The sequence below is a fragment of the Streptomyces sp. NPDC002144 genome (assembly GCF_053593695.1).
In genome coordinates, this window is sequence record NZ_JBSFDB010000022.1 from 36105 (window position 1) to 52983 (window position 16879).

Below are 16879 nucleotides of genomic sequence, written 5' to 3' on the forward strand. Positions count from 1 at the left end.
CGCGTGCCGCGAGGCGAACTCGGCGGTTACGACGCGAACAGGCGCACGGCCCAGGCCGCGTGCGTCTCGGCGCCGACTTCCAGCAGGGGCGCCGAGCTCGCGGGCAGCGCGTCGACCCCGTCGTCGGCCACCCGCCGAGCGGCCTCCGCCGCCCGGTCGACGACCAGGTCGAGTTCGGGCGCCAGTCGGGCGAGGACTCCGGTCGCGTCGAAGGGGTCCAGGCTCAGCAACCGCACCGTCGCGCTCGCCGGCCCGCTCACGCTCTCGTAGGCCGCGCAGTAGGCGGCGTCGACGGGCTCCAGTCCGGCCGCCCGAGCGGCGAGCCCCAGCACCACGGGCTGATGGGCGCCCTTCGGGAACCGCCGTGCGACGGCGTCGAGTTCGTCCGAGGGCCAGGTCGCCCGGGCGGCGCGCATCAGCTGCCGGCCGAGTCTGCGCGCGGCGAGGCGCAGGGCGGGGGAAGGCGTCCGCGCGTCCGCGGCCGCGTCCAACTCGCCCGGGGCCACGCCGAGTACGGCGGCGGCGGCCAGGGAGGCGGCGACCAGCCCCGCCGTGTGCAGGCGCCCCCGGCAGAAGTCCTCCAGGCCGGCGGCGCCGGTGACGCGCCCCGCCTTCACGGCCGCCTCCGCCCCGCCGGAGTGCGCGTGCCCTCCGGCGGGGAACCGCCCGTCGGCCAGAACCAGTAGTGCGGCCCGGGACATCAGAAGAGGAAGTAACGCTGGGCCATGGGCAGTTCGGCGGCCGGAGTCGCCTCGACGAGCTCGCCGTCGATGTGCACCGCGAAGCTGTCGGGATCGACCCGCACCCGCGGCCGCGCGTCGTTCTCCCGCATGTCCGCCTTGGTCACCCCGCGCGTCGACTCGATGGCGACGAACCGCTTGCCGAGCTGCAGCCGCTCCGGCAGCCCGTCCTCGATCGCCAACGGCGCCACGAAGTTGAAGGAGTTGGCGGCGGGGGCCCGCCCGATCGCGCCGTACATCGGCCGGGGCAGGATCGGCTGAGGGGTCGGGATGGACGCGTTGGCGTCGCCCATCTGCGCGTACGCGATCTGTCCGCCCTTGAGCACGAGATGCGGCTTGACCCCGAAGAACGCGGGCTCCCACAGCACCAGGTCGGCGAGCTTCCCGCTCTCCACGGAGCCGATCTCCCGGGCCAGTCCCTGGGCGAGCGCGGGGTTGATCGTGTACTTGGCGACATAGCGGCGTACCCGGTGGTTGTCCGCCCGTCCGTCGCCGGGCAGCGCGCCCCGCCGCCGCTTCATCACGTGCGCCGTCTGCCAGGTGCGCAGGACGACCTCGCCGACCCGGCCCATGGCCTGGGAGTCGGAGGAGATGATCGAGATGGCGCCCAGGTCGTGCAGGATGTCCTCGGCGCCGATGGTCGAGGGCCGGATCCGCGACTCGGCGAAGGCCAGGTCCTCCGGGACCGCCGGGTTGAGGTGGTGGCACACCATCAGCATGTCGAGGTGTTCCTCGGCGGTGTTGACGGTGTAGGGGCGGGTCGGGTTCGTCGAACTCGGCAGTACGTGCGGCTCGGAGACCACGGTCATGATGTCCGGCGCGTGGCCGCCGCCCGCGCCCTCGGTGTGATAGGCGTGAATGCCGCGGCCGTTGATCGCGGCGAGCGTGTCGCCGACGAAACCGGCCTCGTTGAGGGTGTCGGTGTGGATGGCGACCTGGATGCCGGTGCGGTCCGCCACCGTCAGCGAGGCGTCGATGACGGCCGGGGTCGACCCCCAGTCCTCGTGCAGCTTCAGGCCCAGCGCGCCGCCCCGGATCTGCGACAGCATCGCCTCGTGCGAGACGGTGTTGCCCTTGCCGAGGAAGCCGATGTTGAGCGGGTACTGCTCCATCGCCTCCAGCATGCGCGCCAGATGCCACGGTCCGGGCGTGACCGTCGTCGCCTTCGAGCCCTCGGCCGGGCCCGTGCCGCCGCCCACCAGGGTCGTGATGCCGGCGGACAGCGCCTCGTCGGCGATCTGCGGGCAGATGAAGTGGACGTGCGCGTCGACCGCGCCCGCCGTCAGGATCCGCCCGTTGCCCGCGATGACCTCGGTCTCCGGGCCGATGACCAGGTCCGGGTGGACCCCGTCCATGGTGTCGGGGTTGCCGGCCTTGCCGATCCCGGTGATCCGGCCGTCGCGGATGCCGACGTCGGCCTTGACGATGCCCCAGTGGTCGACGATCACCGCGCCGGTGATGACGGTGTCCGGTGTGCCCTCCGCGCGCGTGGCGCGGGACTGGCCCATGGACTCGCGGATGACCTTGCCACCGCCGAACACGGCCTCGTCACCGGCGAGTCCGGGACCGCCGGAACGATCCTCCTCGATCTCGACGACCAGATCGGTGTCGGCGAGCCGGATGCGGTCGCCGGTGGTGGGGCCGAACAGGTCGGCGTACGCGGCACGGGAGATCTCAGGCATCGAGGGCACCTCCGGTCTGCCCGCGCAGGCCGGGAACGATCCGGGCGCCGCTGATCGGGACGAGTTCGACGTCCACGGGGATGCCGGGTTCGAAGCGCACGGCCGTACCGGCGGCGATGTTCAGACGCCTGCCGTGCGCGGCGGCGCGGTCGAACTCCAGGCCGGGGTTGGCCTCGGCGAAGTGGTAGTGGGAGCCGACCTGGACGGGGCGGTCGGCGGCGTTGAGGACGGTCAGACGGGTGACCTCGCGGCCCTCGTTGTAGACGATCGGGTCCTCGGCGAAGAGGATCTCTCCGGGAATCACGGCGGCCCTCCCCCTCAGACGATCGGGTCGTGGACGGTGACGAGCTTGGTGCCGTCCGGGAAGGTGGCCTCGACCTGGACGTCGTGGATCATCTCGGGTATGCCCTCCATGACGTCGTCCCGGGTGAGGAGTTTGCGTCCGGAGGCCATGAGTTCGGCGACGGTGCGGCCGTCGCGGGCGCCTTCGAGGATGTGTGACGTGATGAGGGCGACCGCCTCGGGGTGGTTGAGCTTCAGCCCGCGCGCCCGGCGCTTCTCGGCCACGTCGGCCGCCACGTGGATGAGCAGCCTCTCTTGCTCGTGCGGGGTCAGTTGCACGTCCCACCTCACAGTCCTCGCTCCGGGCCCGTGCGGGGCCCGGTCGCCGCAGCCACGGGGCAAAGTCCCTGGTGGCGTGGATCGGCAGGCTAGTTGGACCGCGTTTCAGGCACGTTAACCGCGCTGTGGTCCCGCACACTCGTCAACGCCCGTAGACCGTCCCCCAGGATCTCGGCGGGCGCAGGACCGAACAGGGCCTGCTGGGCGATGAAGCCCATCGCGGTGGCCATCATCGTGCGGGCCACGTGGTCGGGGGACACGTCCGGCGGCATGATCCCGGCCTCCTGGTAGGCGGCGACGATCCGGGACCAGGTTTCCTGGACGGCGCTGTAGCCCTCGCGCAGCACGGCCGCCAGGTCGTCGTTGCGCAATGTCTCCGCCCACACCTGGATGACCAGTCCCGGGAGCGCGGGCCGGCCGTCCACGGTCAGGTCCTCCTTGGCGGCCAGGACGCGACTGAGGACCGACGTCACGAGGAGGTCGGGCGGCGGGGGCGGGCTGCTGCGGGTGGCCTCCTCGAAGCCCCCGCGCACCTCGGCGAGCACCTCGCGCACGATCGCGGCGATCAGCTCCTCCTTGCCGCTGAAGTAGCGGTACACGGCCCCGGCGGACAGGTCGACCTCCTTCAGCACGTCCTGCATGGACGTGGCGTGGAAGCCGTTGCGCGCGAAGCAGCGCGCCGCGCCGTCGAGGATCTGGCGGCGGCGGGCGTCGAGGTGTTCCTGGGATACGCGGGCCATGCTCACAAAGTAAAACGAACATTCCTTCTTGACAAGCGGAGGCGACAGAGAGACGGTGGTGGGGAACTTAAAACGAACGATCCTTCTTTTTGCAGACCTCCGAAAGGTGCCCCATGTCCGCCACCCGCACCAGGCCCCCTGCCCGCCGCCTGATCGCGGTCGTCGTGCTCGTCCCGGTCCTCGCCGCCCTCGCCCTGTGGGCCTTCGCCTGGCCGGCCGCCCGCACCGCGCCCCGCGACCTGCCGCTCGGAGTGGCCGGACCGGCCGCGGCCACGGCCCAGGTCGAGCAGCAACTGACGCGGCACACGGGGGCGTTCGAGATCCACCACTACGCCGACGAAGCCGCCGCCCGCCGAGCCGTGGAGGACCGGACCGTATACGGAGCGGTCGCCGTCACCCCCCGCGGCCCGGAGCTGCTGACCGCCTCGGCCGCGAGCCCGGTGGTCGCGCAGCTGCTGCAGCAGGCGGTGGCCCGGCAGGCACCGGCCGACACCCCGATCCGGACCGTGGACGTGGTTCCCACCCCGGCGAAGGACCCGCGTGGCGCGGTCCTGAACTCCAGCGTGCTGCCGCTCGCCCTGGCCGGGATCGCGGCCGGCGCGGTGGTGAGCCTGCTGGGCCTGCGCGGCGTCCGTGCCGTGGCCGCGCTGGTCGGTGCCGCCGCCCTGGTGGGCGCGGTGGCGGCCGGCATCGCGCACAGCTGGCTCGGGGTGCTGACCGGGGACTGGTGGGCGGAGGCCGGTGTGCTGGGTCTCGCGACGCTGGCCGTGAGCGCCGCGGTCGCGGGACTCTCGGCGCTGCTCGGTCAGGCCGGCATCGCACTGGGCGCGGGGGTGGTGATGCTGCTCGGCAACCCGTTCTCCGGCGCGGCCTCGGCGCCGCGGCTGCTGCCCGAGCCGGTGGGCACGATCGGCCAGTGGCTGCCTCCGGGCGCCAGCGCGACCCTGCTGCGCTCGGTGTCGTACTTCGACGGCGCCGCGGCGGCCGGACCCGCGCTGACGCTGACCTGGTGGGCCGCGCTGGGCCTGGGTGCGGTCCTGCTCGGCAGCGGGCTCAAGAGGCGCACCCCCGCCACCGAGGCCGCCACCGGGCGGGAACTCGCCCCGGTGGGCTGACCGCGCGCCCCGGAACCGGCCGTGCGCCCCGCCGTAGCGGACGGGGCGCACGGTCTTTCGCGTACCCCAGGTGTCCTGACCGGACAGGGTGGTGACGAGGCCGGCCCGCGACGCCCGGCACGCTCTCCACACTCGGCGACCGAGCGCGGGGACCCCGCATGACGCCGCCGCCCGCCCTCCGGGTGGACGGCGGGACTTTCGCAACGACCTAGGAGGCGCCCGGCCCCCGGTGGTGCGCGGCGATGCCGAAGCGCTGTTGTTCGCGGGGAGCGGACGTCACCTCGCGCACCGAGGAGACCGCGCTGATCACCTGCTCGTCGGCGGGCTGGTCGAGCGCGTCGAGCCGCTCCAGGTCGGCGGCGGAGACCAGGGCGACGAGGGGTTTGCCGTGCCGTGTCACGACGACGCGCTCGCCGCCGTACACCACCCGGTTGATCAGGTCGGCGAGTTCAGCCCTGGCTTGCGTCACCGGAATCTCGTAGGCCATACCCCCATCATAACGTCACGTACATCCTGTACATTTTTTACAGACAGCTCAGCGAGAGATCGCTCTGCCGCGAGAAGGGGTATGCCATGACCCGACCGTCCGCCCGCTACGTCCTGCCCGAGTTCACCGAACGCACGAGCTCCGGGCACCGGACGATGGATCCGTACTCGAAGCTGCTGGAGGAGCGGATCGTCTTTCTCGGGACGCAGATCGACGACACCTCGGCGAACGACGTGATGGCGCAGTTCATGCACCTCGAGTACCAGGACCCGGACCGGGACATCGCGCTGTACATCAACTCCCCGGGCGGCTCGTTCACGGCGATGTCGGCGATCTACGACACGATCCAGTACGTCGGCTGCGACGTGGAGACGGTCTGCCTGGGCCAGGCCGGTTCGTCCGCCGCCGTGCTGCTGGCGGCCGGCACCCCGGGCAAGCGCGCCGCGCTGCCGGGCGCCCGGGTGGTGCTCCACCAGCCGGCGCTCTACGAACCGGTACAGGGTCAGGCCAGCGATCTGGCCATCCAGGCAGCGGAGTTGACCCGGACGCGGGCCCGGCTGGAGGAGATGCTGGTGCGGCACACCGGGCGCAGCCCGGAGCAGGTGAGCGCGGACATCGAGCGGGACAAGATCCTCGACGCGCAGGGCGCCCTGGCGTACGGGCTGGTGGACCGGATCATCCCCAGCCGCAAGGACACCCTCGCGCCGCCCAGCGGGAGGTGAGCGGCCGGTGCTGCCACCCGAACTCCCTCCGCTGCCCGCGCTCACCCGCGCCGAGGGCGAGCTGATCGACCGTTATCTCGACGTCGTCGACCTGCTGGGCCGGATCAACCCGGCGCACCACGGGGACACCTACCGCGGACTGCGTGCCGCCCAGGCGCTGGTGGCCAAGGCGGCCGAACTGCGCGACGCGCTCGCCCTGATGCACCAGCGCGGTGAGACGGAGCTGCACGCCGAGACACTGGGGCGGGCGCTTCGGGTGCTGGACGGGGAGCGGCGCACCGCCCGGGTCACCGTGCCGCCGGACCCAGCCAGTTGAGGTGCGTCCGGAGGTGCGGACGCCCCGGCCGGGTCGCGGAGCCGTCCGGACCGGCGTTGAAACGGACCAAATGACGTACCCCCCTTTGGAGTAGACACAGGTCCTTTTTCGCGACCCTTCAAGTTGCGCAACGCGCGTAGCCTCAGGGCGGAATGGGACATTCCATGCCTGGTCCGAGCCTCCTCGGGGTCGTCTACACCGCCTCGAACACAGGGGTGTCCACCCGAACGGGTGAGTGGTGAGTAACAACACAAACCCCCGATTCCATTGGGATTTTCGGACATCCGTGAGTCAAGATCCCTGTCTGACGACAAGCCCCCGCCACAGCGGCGGGGCGGTCCGGGCGGACGCCGAGTCCTGCCGCCGCCCGGATGACCGGTCGACAGGAAGTGGATCGGCAGGAGTGGAGGACCCAAGCACGACGGGTCGCCGGGACGGTCACGCCATGACCGAGCCCGAGCAGCCCTTGGGGTGAAGCCGCGTCAGCGGCCGGGCAACTTCGCCAGCCCGAATCCGACAGGTCATCCTTCACAGGCGGCTGACGAAGGGTTGCGCATGACTGCGCTCAATCGTGTCCCGTCGCTGATGGTCCGGGCCGGTACGGCCTCGGCTCTCACCCTGGCCGCCGTGGGCGGCTCCGTCGTGATCCCGGGCGTCGCATCCGACGCCGCGGCCGCGACGCCGGCGACGAAGGCGCTTCAGGTAGCGGCGTCCAAAAAGGGTTCCCCGTACAAGTGGGGCGCCACCGGACCTCGCCGCTTCGACTGCTCGGGCCTCACGCTGTACTCGTACAAGGCGGCGGGCAAGAAGCTGCCCCGTACGGCGGCCCAGCAGTACAACAAGACCCACCACATCTCCGCGAAGAGCCGCAAGGCCGGAGACCTCGTGTTCTTCCACTCGGGGTCGAACGTCTACCACGTGGGCATCTACGCCGGGAAGGGGAAGATCTGGCACGCCCCCAAGACCGGGGACGTGGTGAGGCTGCAGAAGATCTGGACCAAGAGCGTCTGGTACGGCCGGGTCAGCTGACTCTCCCGCGGGGCGGCGGCGGACCTGACCCGCCGCCGCCCCGCGGGCCTGACGGGGGCCGGAATGGTTACCCGTACCCCATGGACCACCACCATCCGTCCGCACGCAACGAGACCCCGCTGGAGCGCGCCGACCGCAATTTCGTCGAGCTGCTGCAGGAGCTGCGCGTCACCCAGACCGGTGTGCAGATCCTCTTCGCCTTCCTGCTCAGCCTGGCCTTCACCCAGCGCTTCACCTCCCTCGACGCCTTCCAGCGCGCCACGTACGTCACCACGCTGCTGCTGGCGGTCCTCGCCGCCGCGTTGTTCACCGCCCCGGCGGCGCTGCACCGCTCGCTGTTCCAGAAGGGCGCGAAGCCGCTGATCGTGCAGGTCTCCTCACGACTGGCGACCGTCGGCATGGGGGTGCTCGTCCTCGCGTTCACCGGATCGGTGCTGCTGGTGGTGGACGTGACCACGGACCTGACCGGCGGGCTGGCGGCGGGGGCCGCGACCCTGCTGGTGTGCGTGGGGCTGTGGGGGCTGCTGCCGCGTCTGGTGCGTCGGGCCGCGCGCTCGCAGACCGCCTCACGGCCGGTGGAGCCGGGGACCGAGGACGCGGAGGACCGGGAGCTGGCTCACCGGCTGTAGAGAGAGCCGGGGCCGCAAAGACCGGCCGCAGAGACGCCGCCGGGGCTCCTACGGCTCCTGCTGCCCCGCCGTGACGGGCTGCGCCGGTACGGTCCACGGGAGCTCGATGGAGACCGTCTTGCCGCCCTCCCTGGTGGGCCGGACCAGCAGTCTGCCGCCGCACTCGGCGGCCAGCCAGCGGATGATCACCATGCCGCGGCCGTTGTCCTGCTGCACGGCGGCCGGCAGCCGCTTGGGGAAGCGCGGATGGCTGTCGGTGACCCCGATGCACAGGTGTTCGTCACGGTCGAGGCGGATGCCCACCGTGAAGGTGGGGGACTGACCGAAGGTGTGCTGTACGGCGTTGGTGGCGAGTTCGGAGACGATCAGGCGGATGGTGTCGGCGATCTCCGTGTCGGCGTCCAGCCCCCACTCCACCAGCGTCGTGACGACATAGCCGCGGGCCGCGGAGACCGAGGCCGGCTCGCTCGGCAGAGTGACGGATGCTTCCAGATGGTCTGCCATGACGACGTCGTCCCTTTCCCACGGGACCGGAGTCCGACACGGAGCGGATGGTTCGAGTACGGTCCCGGACTGGTGCTTCTTCGCCAGACTGCCATTACTGCGCCGGTCACGGTGCCGATCCACCAAGATATGCATATATCTGTCGCTCAAAGCGGTGAACTCTGCGACGAGAGACCGTATTTGGGTGGCCCGGAAGGAGTAAGGAGTAGCGCATGCTGCACGGTCCCGCGGTGCGCCGCCGGAAACTGGGCACCGAACTGCGTGCGTTGCGCACGAGCGCGGGGCTCACCAGCGGTGAGGCGGCCCGGCTGGTGGGCTGGCACCAGTCGAAGGTGAGCCGTATCGAGACCGGGTCCAGCGGCGTGAAACCGGCCGATGTGCGGTTACTCCTGGACGCCTACGGTGTCGCAGACTCCCAACTGCGGGAGTTACTGCTGGTGTTGGCGGGGTCAGACGAGGGCGCGGGCCGGCATCACTGGTGGCACGCCTACCGGGGGGTGCTCCCGCCGACCTACCGCGACTTCATCAGTCTGGAGTCCCAGGCGAGCGCGATGCGCACCCTGGAGACCTCGGTCGTGCCGGGGCTGTTGCAGACGCCCGAGTACGCGCGGGCGGTGACCCGGGCCGCCGTCGGCGGTCTGGACGACGAACGGCTGGACGCGCTGGTGGAGGTGCGGCTGGCCCGACAGGACGTGCTCAGGGCGGATCCGCCGCTGGAGCTGAGCGCGATCCTCGACGAGGCGGTGCTGCACCGGGAGATCGGCGGCCCGGACGTCATGGCCCGCCAGCGGCAACGGCTGATGGAGTCGGCGCGGCTGCCCCAAGTGCGGCTCCAGGTACTGCCGTTCACGGCCGGGGCCCATGTGGGCATCACCGGGCCTTTCGTAATCTTCTCATTTTCGAGCACTTCTGATCTGGATGTGGTTGTTCTCGACCACTTGACGAGTAGCCTCTACCTCGAACGGAAAGAAGACCTCCAGGCCTATACGGAGGCCTTCAACACCCTTCGGATCCACGCCCTTTCGCCCGAGGACTCGCTGGATTACCTCGCCGGTCTGGATGACGGCGCGTAAGGAGGCACCCATGACCGCACTGCCTCGGACCCTTCCCACCAGCACCGATCTGCACGGCGTGCGATGGCTGCGCAGCAGCTACAGCACGGGAGCGAACAACTGCGTAGAGACGGCACTGCCGCACTCCGGCCCGGCGGCCGGGCTGCTCGCGGTTCGCGACTCCAAGGACCCGGCCGGACCCGCGCTGCTCTTCTCCCCCGAGAGCTGGGCGGAGTTCACCGCCGCGTTCCGGTCCTGATCACCTACTCAACAGTTTCTGATCGGTTTTGATCGGACGAGGCTCGGCCGTGTCACGCCGACTCATGGTCGCGTTTCCCCGATCACCCGTACAGCGTGTTCCACCTGCGCCTCGGAGAGGTCCGCGCGGGCGGTGAGCCTGAGCCGGGAGATGCCGTCGGGCACGGAAGGAGGACGGAAACAGCCCACGGCGAGGCCTGCCGTACGGCAGTCGGCCGCCCACCGCACGGCCCCCTCCGGGGACGGCGCGCGCACCGAGACGACCGCGGCGTCGGGACGTACCGCCTCATGGCCCGCGGCGGTCAGCCGTGCGTGCAGTTCGGCGGCCACCTCACGGGCCCGTGCCGCCCGCTGCGGCTCACGGCGCAGCAGCCTGAGCGCCGCAAGGGCCGCGCCCGCCGCCGCGGGGGCGAGGCCCGTGTCGAAGATGAACGTCCGGGCCGCGTTGACCAGATGATCGATGACCCGGGCCGGGCCGAGGACCGCTCCGCCCTGGCTGCCGAGCGACTTGGACAGCGTGACCGTGACCACCACGTCCTCGGCGCCCGCCAGGCCCGCCGCCTGCGCGGCACCCCGGCCGCCGTCGCCCAGGACGCCGAGTCCATGGGCGTCGTCGACCACCAGACCGGCACCGCGCTCCCGGCACGCGGCGGCGTACGCGGCCAGCGGGGCGGCGTCCCCGTCGACGGAGAACACCGTGTCGGACACGACGACCGCGGGACCCTCACCCGTCCGCAGCGCCTTGCGCACCGCCTCCGGGTCGGAGTGCGGCACCACCTGGGTGCCGCCCCGGGCCAGCCGGCAGCCGTCGATCAGCGAGGCGTGGTTGCCCGCGTCGGAGACGATCAGCGAACCGTGCGGGGCCAGCGCGGTGACGGCGGCGAGATTGGCCGCGTAGCCGGAGGAGAAGACCAGCGCGGCCTCGAACCCGCAGAACCCGGCCAGCTCCCGCTCCAGCTCGGTGTGGAGTTCCGTGGTGCCGGTGACGAGCCGGGAGCCGGTCGAGCCGCCGCCCCAGGTGTGCGCCGCCGCGGCCGCCCCCTCTGCGACCTCGGGGTGATGGGCCAGTCCCAGGTAGTCGTTGCTGGCGAGGTCCAGCAGCGGCGAGTCGGCCGGCCGGGGCCGCAGGGTCCGTACGAGTCCGGCGCGGCGGCGCAGCTCCGCCTGCTCGTCGATCCAGCCGAACGCCATGGCTCCTCCGGGGATTTTGTAGGCAATGGACAGACACTAATCGCACGGGCCGCACCCCATGGTGTGGCAATCCACACACGGCGAAGTGCGGCTGTTGTTCAATCTCTCCTTGGCCCGGGACGGGTCGGTAAGACAGGATCGGCTCTCATGGACCTGCTGAACACGCTGGTGGACAAGGGGCTTCGGCGCGAGCTGCCGACCCGCGAGGAAGCTCTGGCCGTCCTCGCCACTTCCGACGACGACCTGCTCGACGTGGTAGCCGCGGCCGGAAAGGTGCGTCGGCACTGGTTCGGCCGGCGGGTGAAACTGAATTACCTCGTCAACCTCAAGTCCGGCTTGTGTCCCGAGGACTGCTCCTACTGCTCCCAGCGCCTCGGGTCCGACACGGGCATCCTCAAGTACACCTGGCTCAAGCCGGACGAGGCCTCCAAGGCCGCTGCGGCCGGCCTGGCGGGCGGCGCCAAGCGGGTGTGCCTGGTGGCGTCCGGGCGTGGTCCGACCGACCGGGACATCGACCGGGTGGCGGGCACCATCAAGGCGATCAAGGACCAGAACGAGGGCGTCGAGGTCTGCGCCTGCCTGGGTCTGCTCTCCGACGGCCAGGCCGAGCGGCTGCGCGAGGCGGGCGCGGACGCCTACAACCACAACCTCAACACGTCGGAGTCGACGTACGGGGACATCACGACCACGCACACCTACGCCGACCGCGTCGACACCGTGACCAAGGCGCACGCGGCCGGTCTGTCGGCCTGCTCGGGTCTGATCGCCGGCATGGGCGAGAGCGACGAGGACCTGGTCGACGTCGTGTTCTCACTGCGCGAGCTGGACCCGGACTCCGTTCCGGTCAACTTCCTGATCCCGGTCGAGGGCACCCCGCTGGCCAAGGAGTGGCACCTCACCCCGCAGCGCTGTCTGCGCATCCTGGCGATGGTGCGGTTCGTCTGCCCGGACATCGAGGTGCGCATCGCGGGCGGCCGCGAGGTCCATCTGCGCACCCAGCAGCCGCTCGCCCTGCACCTGGCCAACTCGATCTTCCTCGGCGACTACCTGACCACCGAGGGCCAGGCCGGCCAGGCCGACCTGGAGATGATCGCCGACGCCGGGTTCGAGGTGGAGGGCACCGACCAGGTGACCCTGCCGGAGCACCGGGTGAAGGCCGGCGGCGGCTGCGGCTCGCACGAGAGCGCGGGCTGCGGCTCCCGCGACGGCGCCGGGTGCGGCTCGCACGAGGCCGGCGGCGTGTGCGGTACGGCGGCGGTCGCGGCGGAGCCCCGCACCGACCTGGTCGCCGTGCGCCGCCGCGGTGCCGGAACGGACCTCGCGCCCAATGCCTGACCTGCCCGTCCCCGAGCTGCTGGAGCTGGACCGGCGGCACGTCTGGCATCCCTACGGGCCGATGCCCGGCCGGGCCGAACCGCTCGTCGTGGAGTCGGCGAGCGGGGTGCGGCTGCGGATGGCGGACGGCTCGGGCGAGCTGGTCGACGGCATGTCGTCCTGGTGGTCGGCGATCCACGGCTACAACCACCCGGTGCTCAACGAGGCCGCGCACGAGCAGCTCGGCCGGATGAGCCATGTGATGTTCGGCGGGCTCACCCACGAGCCCGCCGTACGCCTCGCGAAGCTCCTTGTCGACATGTCTCCTGACGGTCTGGAGCATGTCTTCCTCGCCGACTCCGGCTCGGTGTCGGTCGAGGTCGCGGTCAAGATGTGCCTGCAGTACTGGCGTTCCCTCGGGCGGCCCGCGAAACAGCGGCTGCTGACCTGGCGCGGCGGTTACCACGGCGACACCTGGCAGCCGATGTCGGTGTGCGATCCCGAGGGCGGGATGCACGAGCTGTGGACCGGGGTGCTGCCGCGCCAGGTGTTCGTCGACCCGCCCCCGGCCGAGTACGAGGAGGCGTACGCCGAGCGGCTGCGCTCCTCCGTCGCCGAGCACGCCGACGAGCTGGCCGCCGTCATCGTCGAGCCGGTGGTGCAGGGCGCGGGCGGGATGCGGTTCCACTCCCCCACCTATCTGCGGGTGCTGCGCGAGGCGTGCGACGCGCACGACGTGCTGCTCGTCTTCGACGAGATCGCGACCGGTTTCGGGCGGACGGGCGCCCTGTTCGCGGCGGAGCACGCGGCCGTCACGCCGGACGTGATGTGTGTCGGCAAGGCGCTGACCGGCGGCTACCTGACCATGGCGGCGACCCTGTGCACCCCGAGGGTCGCCGACGGCATCTCGCGGGGCGAGGTCCCGGTGCTCGCCCACGGGCCGACCTTCATGGGCAACCCGCTGGCCGCCTCCGTCGCCTGCGCCTCGATCGGGCTGCTGCTCGGCCAGGACTGGCTCGCGGAGGTCAAGCGCATCGAGGCGGGGCTCCGGGAGGGTCTGGAACCGGCGCGTGAGCTTCCGGGCGTGCGGGACGTACGGGTCCTGGGCGCCATCGGGGTCGTGCAGCTGGACCACGCCGTCGACATGAAGGCCGCGACGGAGGCGGCCGTGCGCGAGGGCGTGTGGCTGCGGCCCTTCCGCGACCTGGTCTACACGATGCCGCCGTACGTCACCGGGGACGCGGATGTGGCACGGATCGCGCGCGCGGTGTGCGCGGCGGCGCGGGAGGGCTGAGATGCCGGTACTGGTGATCACAGGCACGGGGACCGAGGTCGGCAAGACGATCACGACGGCCGCGGTCGCCGCCGCCGCGGTCGCCGCCGGCCGCTCGGTGGCGGTGCTGAAGGCCGCGCAGACGGGGGTACGGCCGGACGAGCGCGGGGACGCCGACGAGGTGGCCCGGCTCGCCGGTGCCGTGACGGCGACCGAACTAGCCCGCTTTCCCGAGCCGTTGGCGCCGGCGACGGCCGCGCGACGGGCCGGGATGACGCCGGTGCGTCCGCAGGACGTCGCCGAGGGCGCCGCCAAGCTGGCCGCCGAGCACGATCTGGTGCTCGTGGAGGGCGCCGGCGGACTGCTCGTGCGGTTCGACGAGGAGGGCGGGACCCTGGCGGACGCGGCGCAACTGCTGCGGGCGCCGGTGCTGGTGGTGGCGACGGCCGGTCTCGGCACCCTCAACACCACGGAACTGACGGCGCGTGAACTGCGTCGCAGGAGCGTGGAGTTGCTCGGCGTCGTCATCGGCGGCTGGCCGGACTCCCCCGATCTGGCGATGCGGTGCAACATCACCGACCTGCCGGAGGTCGCCGGAGCCCCGCTGCTGGGCGCCCTCCCCATGGGCGCCGGCTCCCTCGCCCCGGCCGACTTCCGCGTGAAGGCACCGGGTTGGCTCGCGTCACGGCTGGACGGCACCTGGGACGCGGCGGCGTTCCGGACGCGGGAGGCGCCCCGGCCGTAGGGGATCGGGTCCGCGACTTCGTCCGGTGACCCGCCGCAGGGGGGTGCGCGGGGCCCGTTCGGGGGACAATCGCCCTAAGGCCCGTCCTGCGGAGGAGGTCCCCATGCCGCTACGGTCCCCCGGCTCCGGCTCCGTGAAGGCGGCCCGGGATCCCGTGCACCACCCGCTGTTCGCCCGCTACTACGCCCGGGTCAGTGTCTCGGCCGAGACCCGGATGGGGATGGGCGCGATCCGTGACCGGCTGCTGGCGGGGCTGTCGGGCCGCGTCATCGAGATCGGCGCGGGGAACGGGCTGAACTTCGCGCACTATCCGAGCACCGTGTCGGAAGTGGTCGCCCTCGAACCGGAGCGGAGTCTGCGGCAGTTGGCGGTCGAGAACGCCCTGCGCGCCGAGGTGCCGGTCGACGTCGTGCCGGCCGCCGCGGAGGCGCTGCCCGTCAAGAGCGAGGCCTTCGACGCGGCGGTGGTCTCGCTGGTGCTGTGCAGCGTGCGGGACGTGCCCAGGGCGCTGGGCGAGGTGCGGCGGGTGCTGCGGCCCGGTGGAGTCGTGCGGTTCTTCGAGCACGGCCGGGGCGGCGGTCCGGCGATGACGCTCACCCAGCGGCTCCTGGACCGCACGCTGTGGCCACCGCTCAACGGCGGCTGTCACCTCGCCCGCGACCCGGTCGCCGCCCTGCGCGCCGCCGGGTTCGAACTCGGCCCCTACCGTCGGCTGCTGATGCCGGAGTCCGGCCCGACCCTGCCCACCTCGTACTGCGTGCTGGGCACGGCCTGGCGGCCCGCGGCCGAGGAAGCGGCCGCGGACACGTGATCAGACCGTCCACTGACGCAGCTCGGCGGCGATGTCGTACACCGTCGCCTCGCCGCTCTTGACCAGCCGGGCCAGTTCGCGGACCTGCACGGGCGAGGTGGCCACCTTCAGGCCGCTGGCGACGAGATAGGCGTAGGCGACGGCCGAGGCGAACAGGGCGTTGGAGCGCTCCAGCGCCGGGACGTGGATGAGGAGTTGGAGCAGGGAGGCGGCGCGCGCGTGCGGGCTGTCGTAGACGGGCACGTCGAATATCTCCGCCTCGTGGCGGGCGACGGCGGCCATGAGGGCGCCCCAGTCCGTGACCTGGGGATCCCCCGGCGTGTTCTGTTCGGCGAGCATGAGAAGCCAGGCGAGGTCGATTCTGAGGTTGCTCAAGGGATCAGCGGCGACCTTCGCGTGTGCCCTCGTTCTCCCCGCCGAACTCGTCCGCGAAGACCGACTCGTACTGCTTCATGAAGTCGGCCGCGGCCTCGACGAAGGTGTGCCCCACTTCGCCGGTGTCCTGTCTGACCAGTTCCTCTATGTAGCGGTTGACGCTCATCCCGCGGGCCAGGGCGCGCTCGCGGGCGGCGCGGGCGGTGCCCTCGTCCACTCTCACGTTCAGTTGCGTCTTCGCCATACCTCGAAGCTAGCGCCCAGGTGCTAGCACGGCAAGGGGCACGTGCCCCTCCTGCCCAGGGTGGAGGATGCCCCTTACACCGGTATCGGGGGCCCGACCTGGGGTGGAGACCGGCCCGACCGCAAGGGGGATACCGGGTGTGGGCGGGATCACACTACGCTCGGCCGGGACGCCGGAGTCGGCACGTCCTGAGGAGGAGGCGGCCTTGTCCACATCTGCTGCGGAGCACGCCCCCGGCCAAGCGCCGGCCGACCGGATCGCGGCCCGCGCCCGCGGGCTGACCAAGGCGTACGGCTCGGGCGAGACGACGGTGCTGGCCCTGGACTCGGTGGACGTGGACATCGCGCGCGGCCGCTTCACCGCCGTCATGGGCCCCTCGGGTTCCGGCAAGTCCACGCTGATGCACTGCCTCGCGGGCCTGGACACGGTCTCGGCGGGTCAGGTGTGGCTCGGTGACACCGAGATCACGGGGCTGAAGGAGCGCGAGCTGACCCGGCTGAGGCGGGACCGGATCGGGTTCATGTTCCAGTCGTTCAACCTCATCCCCACGCTCAACGCCGCCGAGAACATCACCCTGCCCATGGACATCGCGGGCAAGAAGCCGGACGAGAAGTGGCTGGACCAGGTCATCGACACCCTCGGTCTGCGCGACCGGCTGAGGCACCGGCCCTCGCAGCTGTCCGGCGGCCAGCAGCAGCGTGTGGCCTGCGCACGGGCGCTGGCCTCCCGACCGGAGCTGATCTTCGCCGACGAGCCGACCGGCAACCTGGACTCACGGGCCGGCCTGGAGGTGCTCGCCTTTCTGCGCCAGGCCGTCGACGAGCTGGGGCAGACCGTCGTCATGGTCACCCACGACCCGGGGGCCGCGGCCCACTCCGACCTGGTGCTCTTCCTCGGCGACGGACGCATCGTGGACGAGATGGAGCGGCCCACGGCGGAGGCCGTACTGGAGCGGATGAAGCGGTTCGACGTCATCCGCAGCCAGTTCGGCGACAAGGACGAGGGCACGGACACGGACGGACGGGAGTAGG

The 16879-nt window shown here is 71.7% G+C and carries 22 protein-coding genes; 12 read left to right on the forward strand and 10 right to left on the reverse strand.

What is annotated here, in order from left to right; translation table 11 throughout:
• Positions 1-26: 26 nt before the first annotated feature.
• The 5 genes from ACWCQ1_RS29475 to ACWCQ1_RS29495 form a co-directional block, all read right to left on the reverse strand.
• A complete protein-coding gene (locus tag ACWCQ1_RS29475; protein WP_358603801.1) occupies positions 27-701 on the reverse strand; it encodes an urease accessory protein UreF in 675 nt (224 codons plus the stop codon).
• Complete coding sequence (locus ACWCQ1_RS29480) at positions 701-2422, reverse strand: urease subunit alpha (RefSeq protein WP_133047603.1); 1722 nt, start codon at positions 2420-2422, stop codon at positions 701-703. The genes ACWCQ1_RS29475 and ACWCQ1_RS29480 overlap by 1 nt, the downstream gene beginning before the upstream one ends.
• The gene (locus tag ACWCQ1_RS29485) at positions 2415-2726 is read right to left on the reverse strand and encodes an urease subunit beta (RefSeq protein ID WP_133047602.1); all 312 of its coding nucleotides are present in this window, start codon (positions 2724-2726) and stop codon (positions 2415-2417) included. Before ACWCQ1_RS29485 ends, ACWCQ1_RS29480 begins: the two co-directional genes overlap by 8 nt.
• Positions 2727-2740: 14 nt before the next feature.
• A complete protein-coding gene (locus ACWCQ1_RS29490) occupies positions 2741-3043 on the reverse strand; it encodes an urease subunit gamma (protein ID WP_010355509.1) in 303 nt (100 codons plus the stop codon).
• Positions 3044-3132: 89 nt separating this feature from the next.
• Entirely contained in the window at positions 3133-3783 is a 651-nt protein-coding gene (locus ACWCQ1_RS29495; RefSeq protein ID WP_358603796.1) for a TetR/AcrR family transcriptional regulator, read from the reverse strand.
• 113 nt (positions 3784-3896) lie between these two features.
• Here ACWCQ1_RS29495 and ACWCQ1_RS29500 point away from each other — a divergent pair, with 113 nt between their 5' ends.
• Positions 3897-4898 (forward strand): ABC transporter permease, encoded by a 1002-nt coding sequence (locus tag ACWCQ1_RS29500; RefSeq protein ID WP_451027744.1) that lies wholly within the window; start codon positions 3897-3899, stop codon positions 4896-4898.
• Between the two features lie 208 nt (positions 4899-5106).
• On the opposite strand, the gene ACWCQ1_RS29505 is transcribed toward ACWCQ1_RS29500, so the two are convergent.
• On the reverse strand, positions 5107-5385 hold the full coding sequence (locus ACWCQ1_RS29505) for a type II toxin-antitoxin system Phd/YefM family antitoxin (protein ID WP_133047599.1): 279 nt from the start codon (positions 5383-5385) through the stop codon (positions 5107-5109).
• 86 nt (positions 5386-5471) lie between these two features.
• Between ACWCQ1_RS29505 and ACWCQ1_RS29510 the strand changes: the two genes are divergently transcribed.
• The 4 genes from ACWCQ1_RS29510 to ACWCQ1_RS29525 all read left to right on the forward strand — a co-directional run bounded on the left by ACWCQ1_RS29510 (position 5472) and on the right by ACWCQ1_RS29525 (position 8081).
• The gene (locus tag ACWCQ1_RS29510) at positions 5472-6107 is read left to right on the forward strand and encodes an ATP-dependent Clp protease proteolytic subunit (RefSeq protein ID WP_133047598.1); all 636 of its coding nucleotides are present in this window, start codon (positions 5472-5474) and stop codon (positions 6105-6107) included.
• Positions 6108-6114: 7 nt separating this feature from the next.
• Positions 6115-6423, forward strand: coding sequence for a hypothetical protein (locus ACWCQ1_RS29515; RefSeq protein ID WP_358603787.1), 309 nt, complete (start codon positions 6115-6117; stop codon positions 6421-6423).
• A 555-nt stretch (positions 6424-6978) separates the two neighbouring features.
• Positions 6979-7452: a C40 family peptidase gene (locus tag ACWCQ1_RS29520; RefSeq protein WP_133047596.1), complete on the forward strand. Its 474-nt coding sequence runs from the start codon at positions 6979-6981 to the stop codon at positions 7450-7452.
• A gap of 80 nt (positions 7453-7532) precedes the next feature.
• A complete protein-coding gene (locus tag ACWCQ1_RS29525; RefSeq protein WP_451027745.1) occupies positions 7533-8081 on the forward strand; it encodes a DUF6328 family protein in 549 nt (182 codons plus the stop codon).
• A gap of 48 nt (positions 8082-8129) precedes the next feature.
• On the opposite strand, the gene ACWCQ1_RS29530 is transcribed toward ACWCQ1_RS29525, so the two are convergent.
• Positions 8130-8585, reverse strand: coding sequence for an ATP-binding protein (locus ACWCQ1_RS29530; RefSeq protein WP_451027746.1), 456 nt, complete (start codon positions 8583-8585; stop codon positions 8130-8132).
• A 212-nt stretch (positions 8586-8797) separates the two neighbouring features.
• Between ACWCQ1_RS29530 and ACWCQ1_RS29535 the strand changes: the two genes are divergently transcribed.
• Complete coding sequence (locus ACWCQ1_RS29535) at positions 8798-9658, forward strand: helix-turn-helix domain-containing protein (RefSeq protein WP_451027747.1); 861 nt, start codon at positions 8798-8800, stop codon at positions 9656-9658.
• Positions 9659-9668: 10 nt separating this feature from the next.
• Positions 9669-9896, forward strand: coding sequence for a DUF397 domain-containing protein (locus ACWCQ1_RS29540; RefSeq protein WP_133047592.1), 228 nt, complete (start codon positions 9669-9671; stop codon positions 9894-9896).
• 62 nt (positions 9897-9958) lie between these two features.
• Here ACWCQ1_RS29540 and ACWCQ1_RS29545 read toward each other — a convergent pair whose 3' ends face one another.
• On the reverse strand, positions 9959-11086 hold the full coding sequence (locus tag ACWCQ1_RS29545) for an 8-amino-7-oxononanoate synthase (RefSeq protein WP_451027748.1): 1128 nt from the start codon (positions 11084-11086) through the stop codon (positions 9959-9961).
• Between the two features lie 147 nt (positions 11087-11233).
• Between ACWCQ1_RS29545 and bioB the strand changes: the two genes are divergently transcribed.
• The 4 genes from bioB to ACWCQ1_RS29565 all read left to right on the forward strand — a co-directional run bounded on the left by bioB (position 11234) and on the right by ACWCQ1_RS29565 (position 15229).
• A complete protein-coding gene (bioB, locus tag ACWCQ1_RS29550; RefSeq protein WP_451027749.1) occupies positions 11234-12421 on the forward strand; it encodes a biotin synthase BioB in 1188 nt (395 codons plus the stop codon).
• Positions 12414-13694, forward strand: coding sequence for an adenosylmethionine--8-amino-7-oxononanoate transaminase (locus ACWCQ1_RS29555; protein WP_451027750.1), 1281 nt, complete (start codon positions 12414-12416; stop codon positions 13692-13694). The genes bioB and ACWCQ1_RS29555 overlap by 8 nt, the downstream gene beginning before the upstream one ends.
• A gap of 1 nt (position 13695) precedes the next feature.
• Positions 13696-14418 carry a dethiobiotin synthase gene (bioD, locus tag ACWCQ1_RS29560; protein ID WP_451027751.1) on the forward strand — a complete coding sequence of 241 codons (723 nt, stop codon included), beginning with the start codon at positions 13696-13698 and terminating at the stop codon, positions 14416-14418.
• A gap of 103 nt (positions 14419-14521) precedes the next feature.
• Entirely contained in the window at positions 14522-15229 is a 708-nt protein-coding gene (locus ACWCQ1_RS29565) for a class I SAM-dependent methyltransferase (protein ID WP_358603768.1), read from the forward strand.
• On the opposite strand, the gene ACWCQ1_RS29570 is transcribed toward ACWCQ1_RS29565, so the two are convergent.
• Complete coding sequence (locus tag ACWCQ1_RS29570) at positions 15230-15604, reverse strand: fic family toxin-antitoxin system, toxin component (protein ID WP_451027752.1); 375 nt, start codon at positions 15602-15604, stop codon at positions 15230-15232.
• Between the two features lie 4 nt (positions 15605-15608).
• Positions 15609-15848 carry a toxin-antitoxin system HicB family antitoxin gene (locus ACWCQ1_RS29575; protein WP_133047585.1) on the reverse strand — a complete coding sequence of 80 codons (240 nt, stop codon included), beginning with the start codon at positions 15846-15848 and terminating at the stop codon, positions 15609-15611.
• Positions 15849-16053: 205 nt separating this feature from the next.
• Here ACWCQ1_RS29575 and ACWCQ1_RS29580 point away from each other — a divergent pair, with 205 nt between their 5' ends.
• Positions 16054-16878: an ABC transporter ATP-binding protein gene (locus ACWCQ1_RS29580; protein WP_451027753.1), complete on the forward strand. Its 825-nt coding sequence runs from the start codon at positions 16054-16056 to the stop codon at positions 16876-16878.
• Position 16879 lies beyond the last annotated feature (1 nt).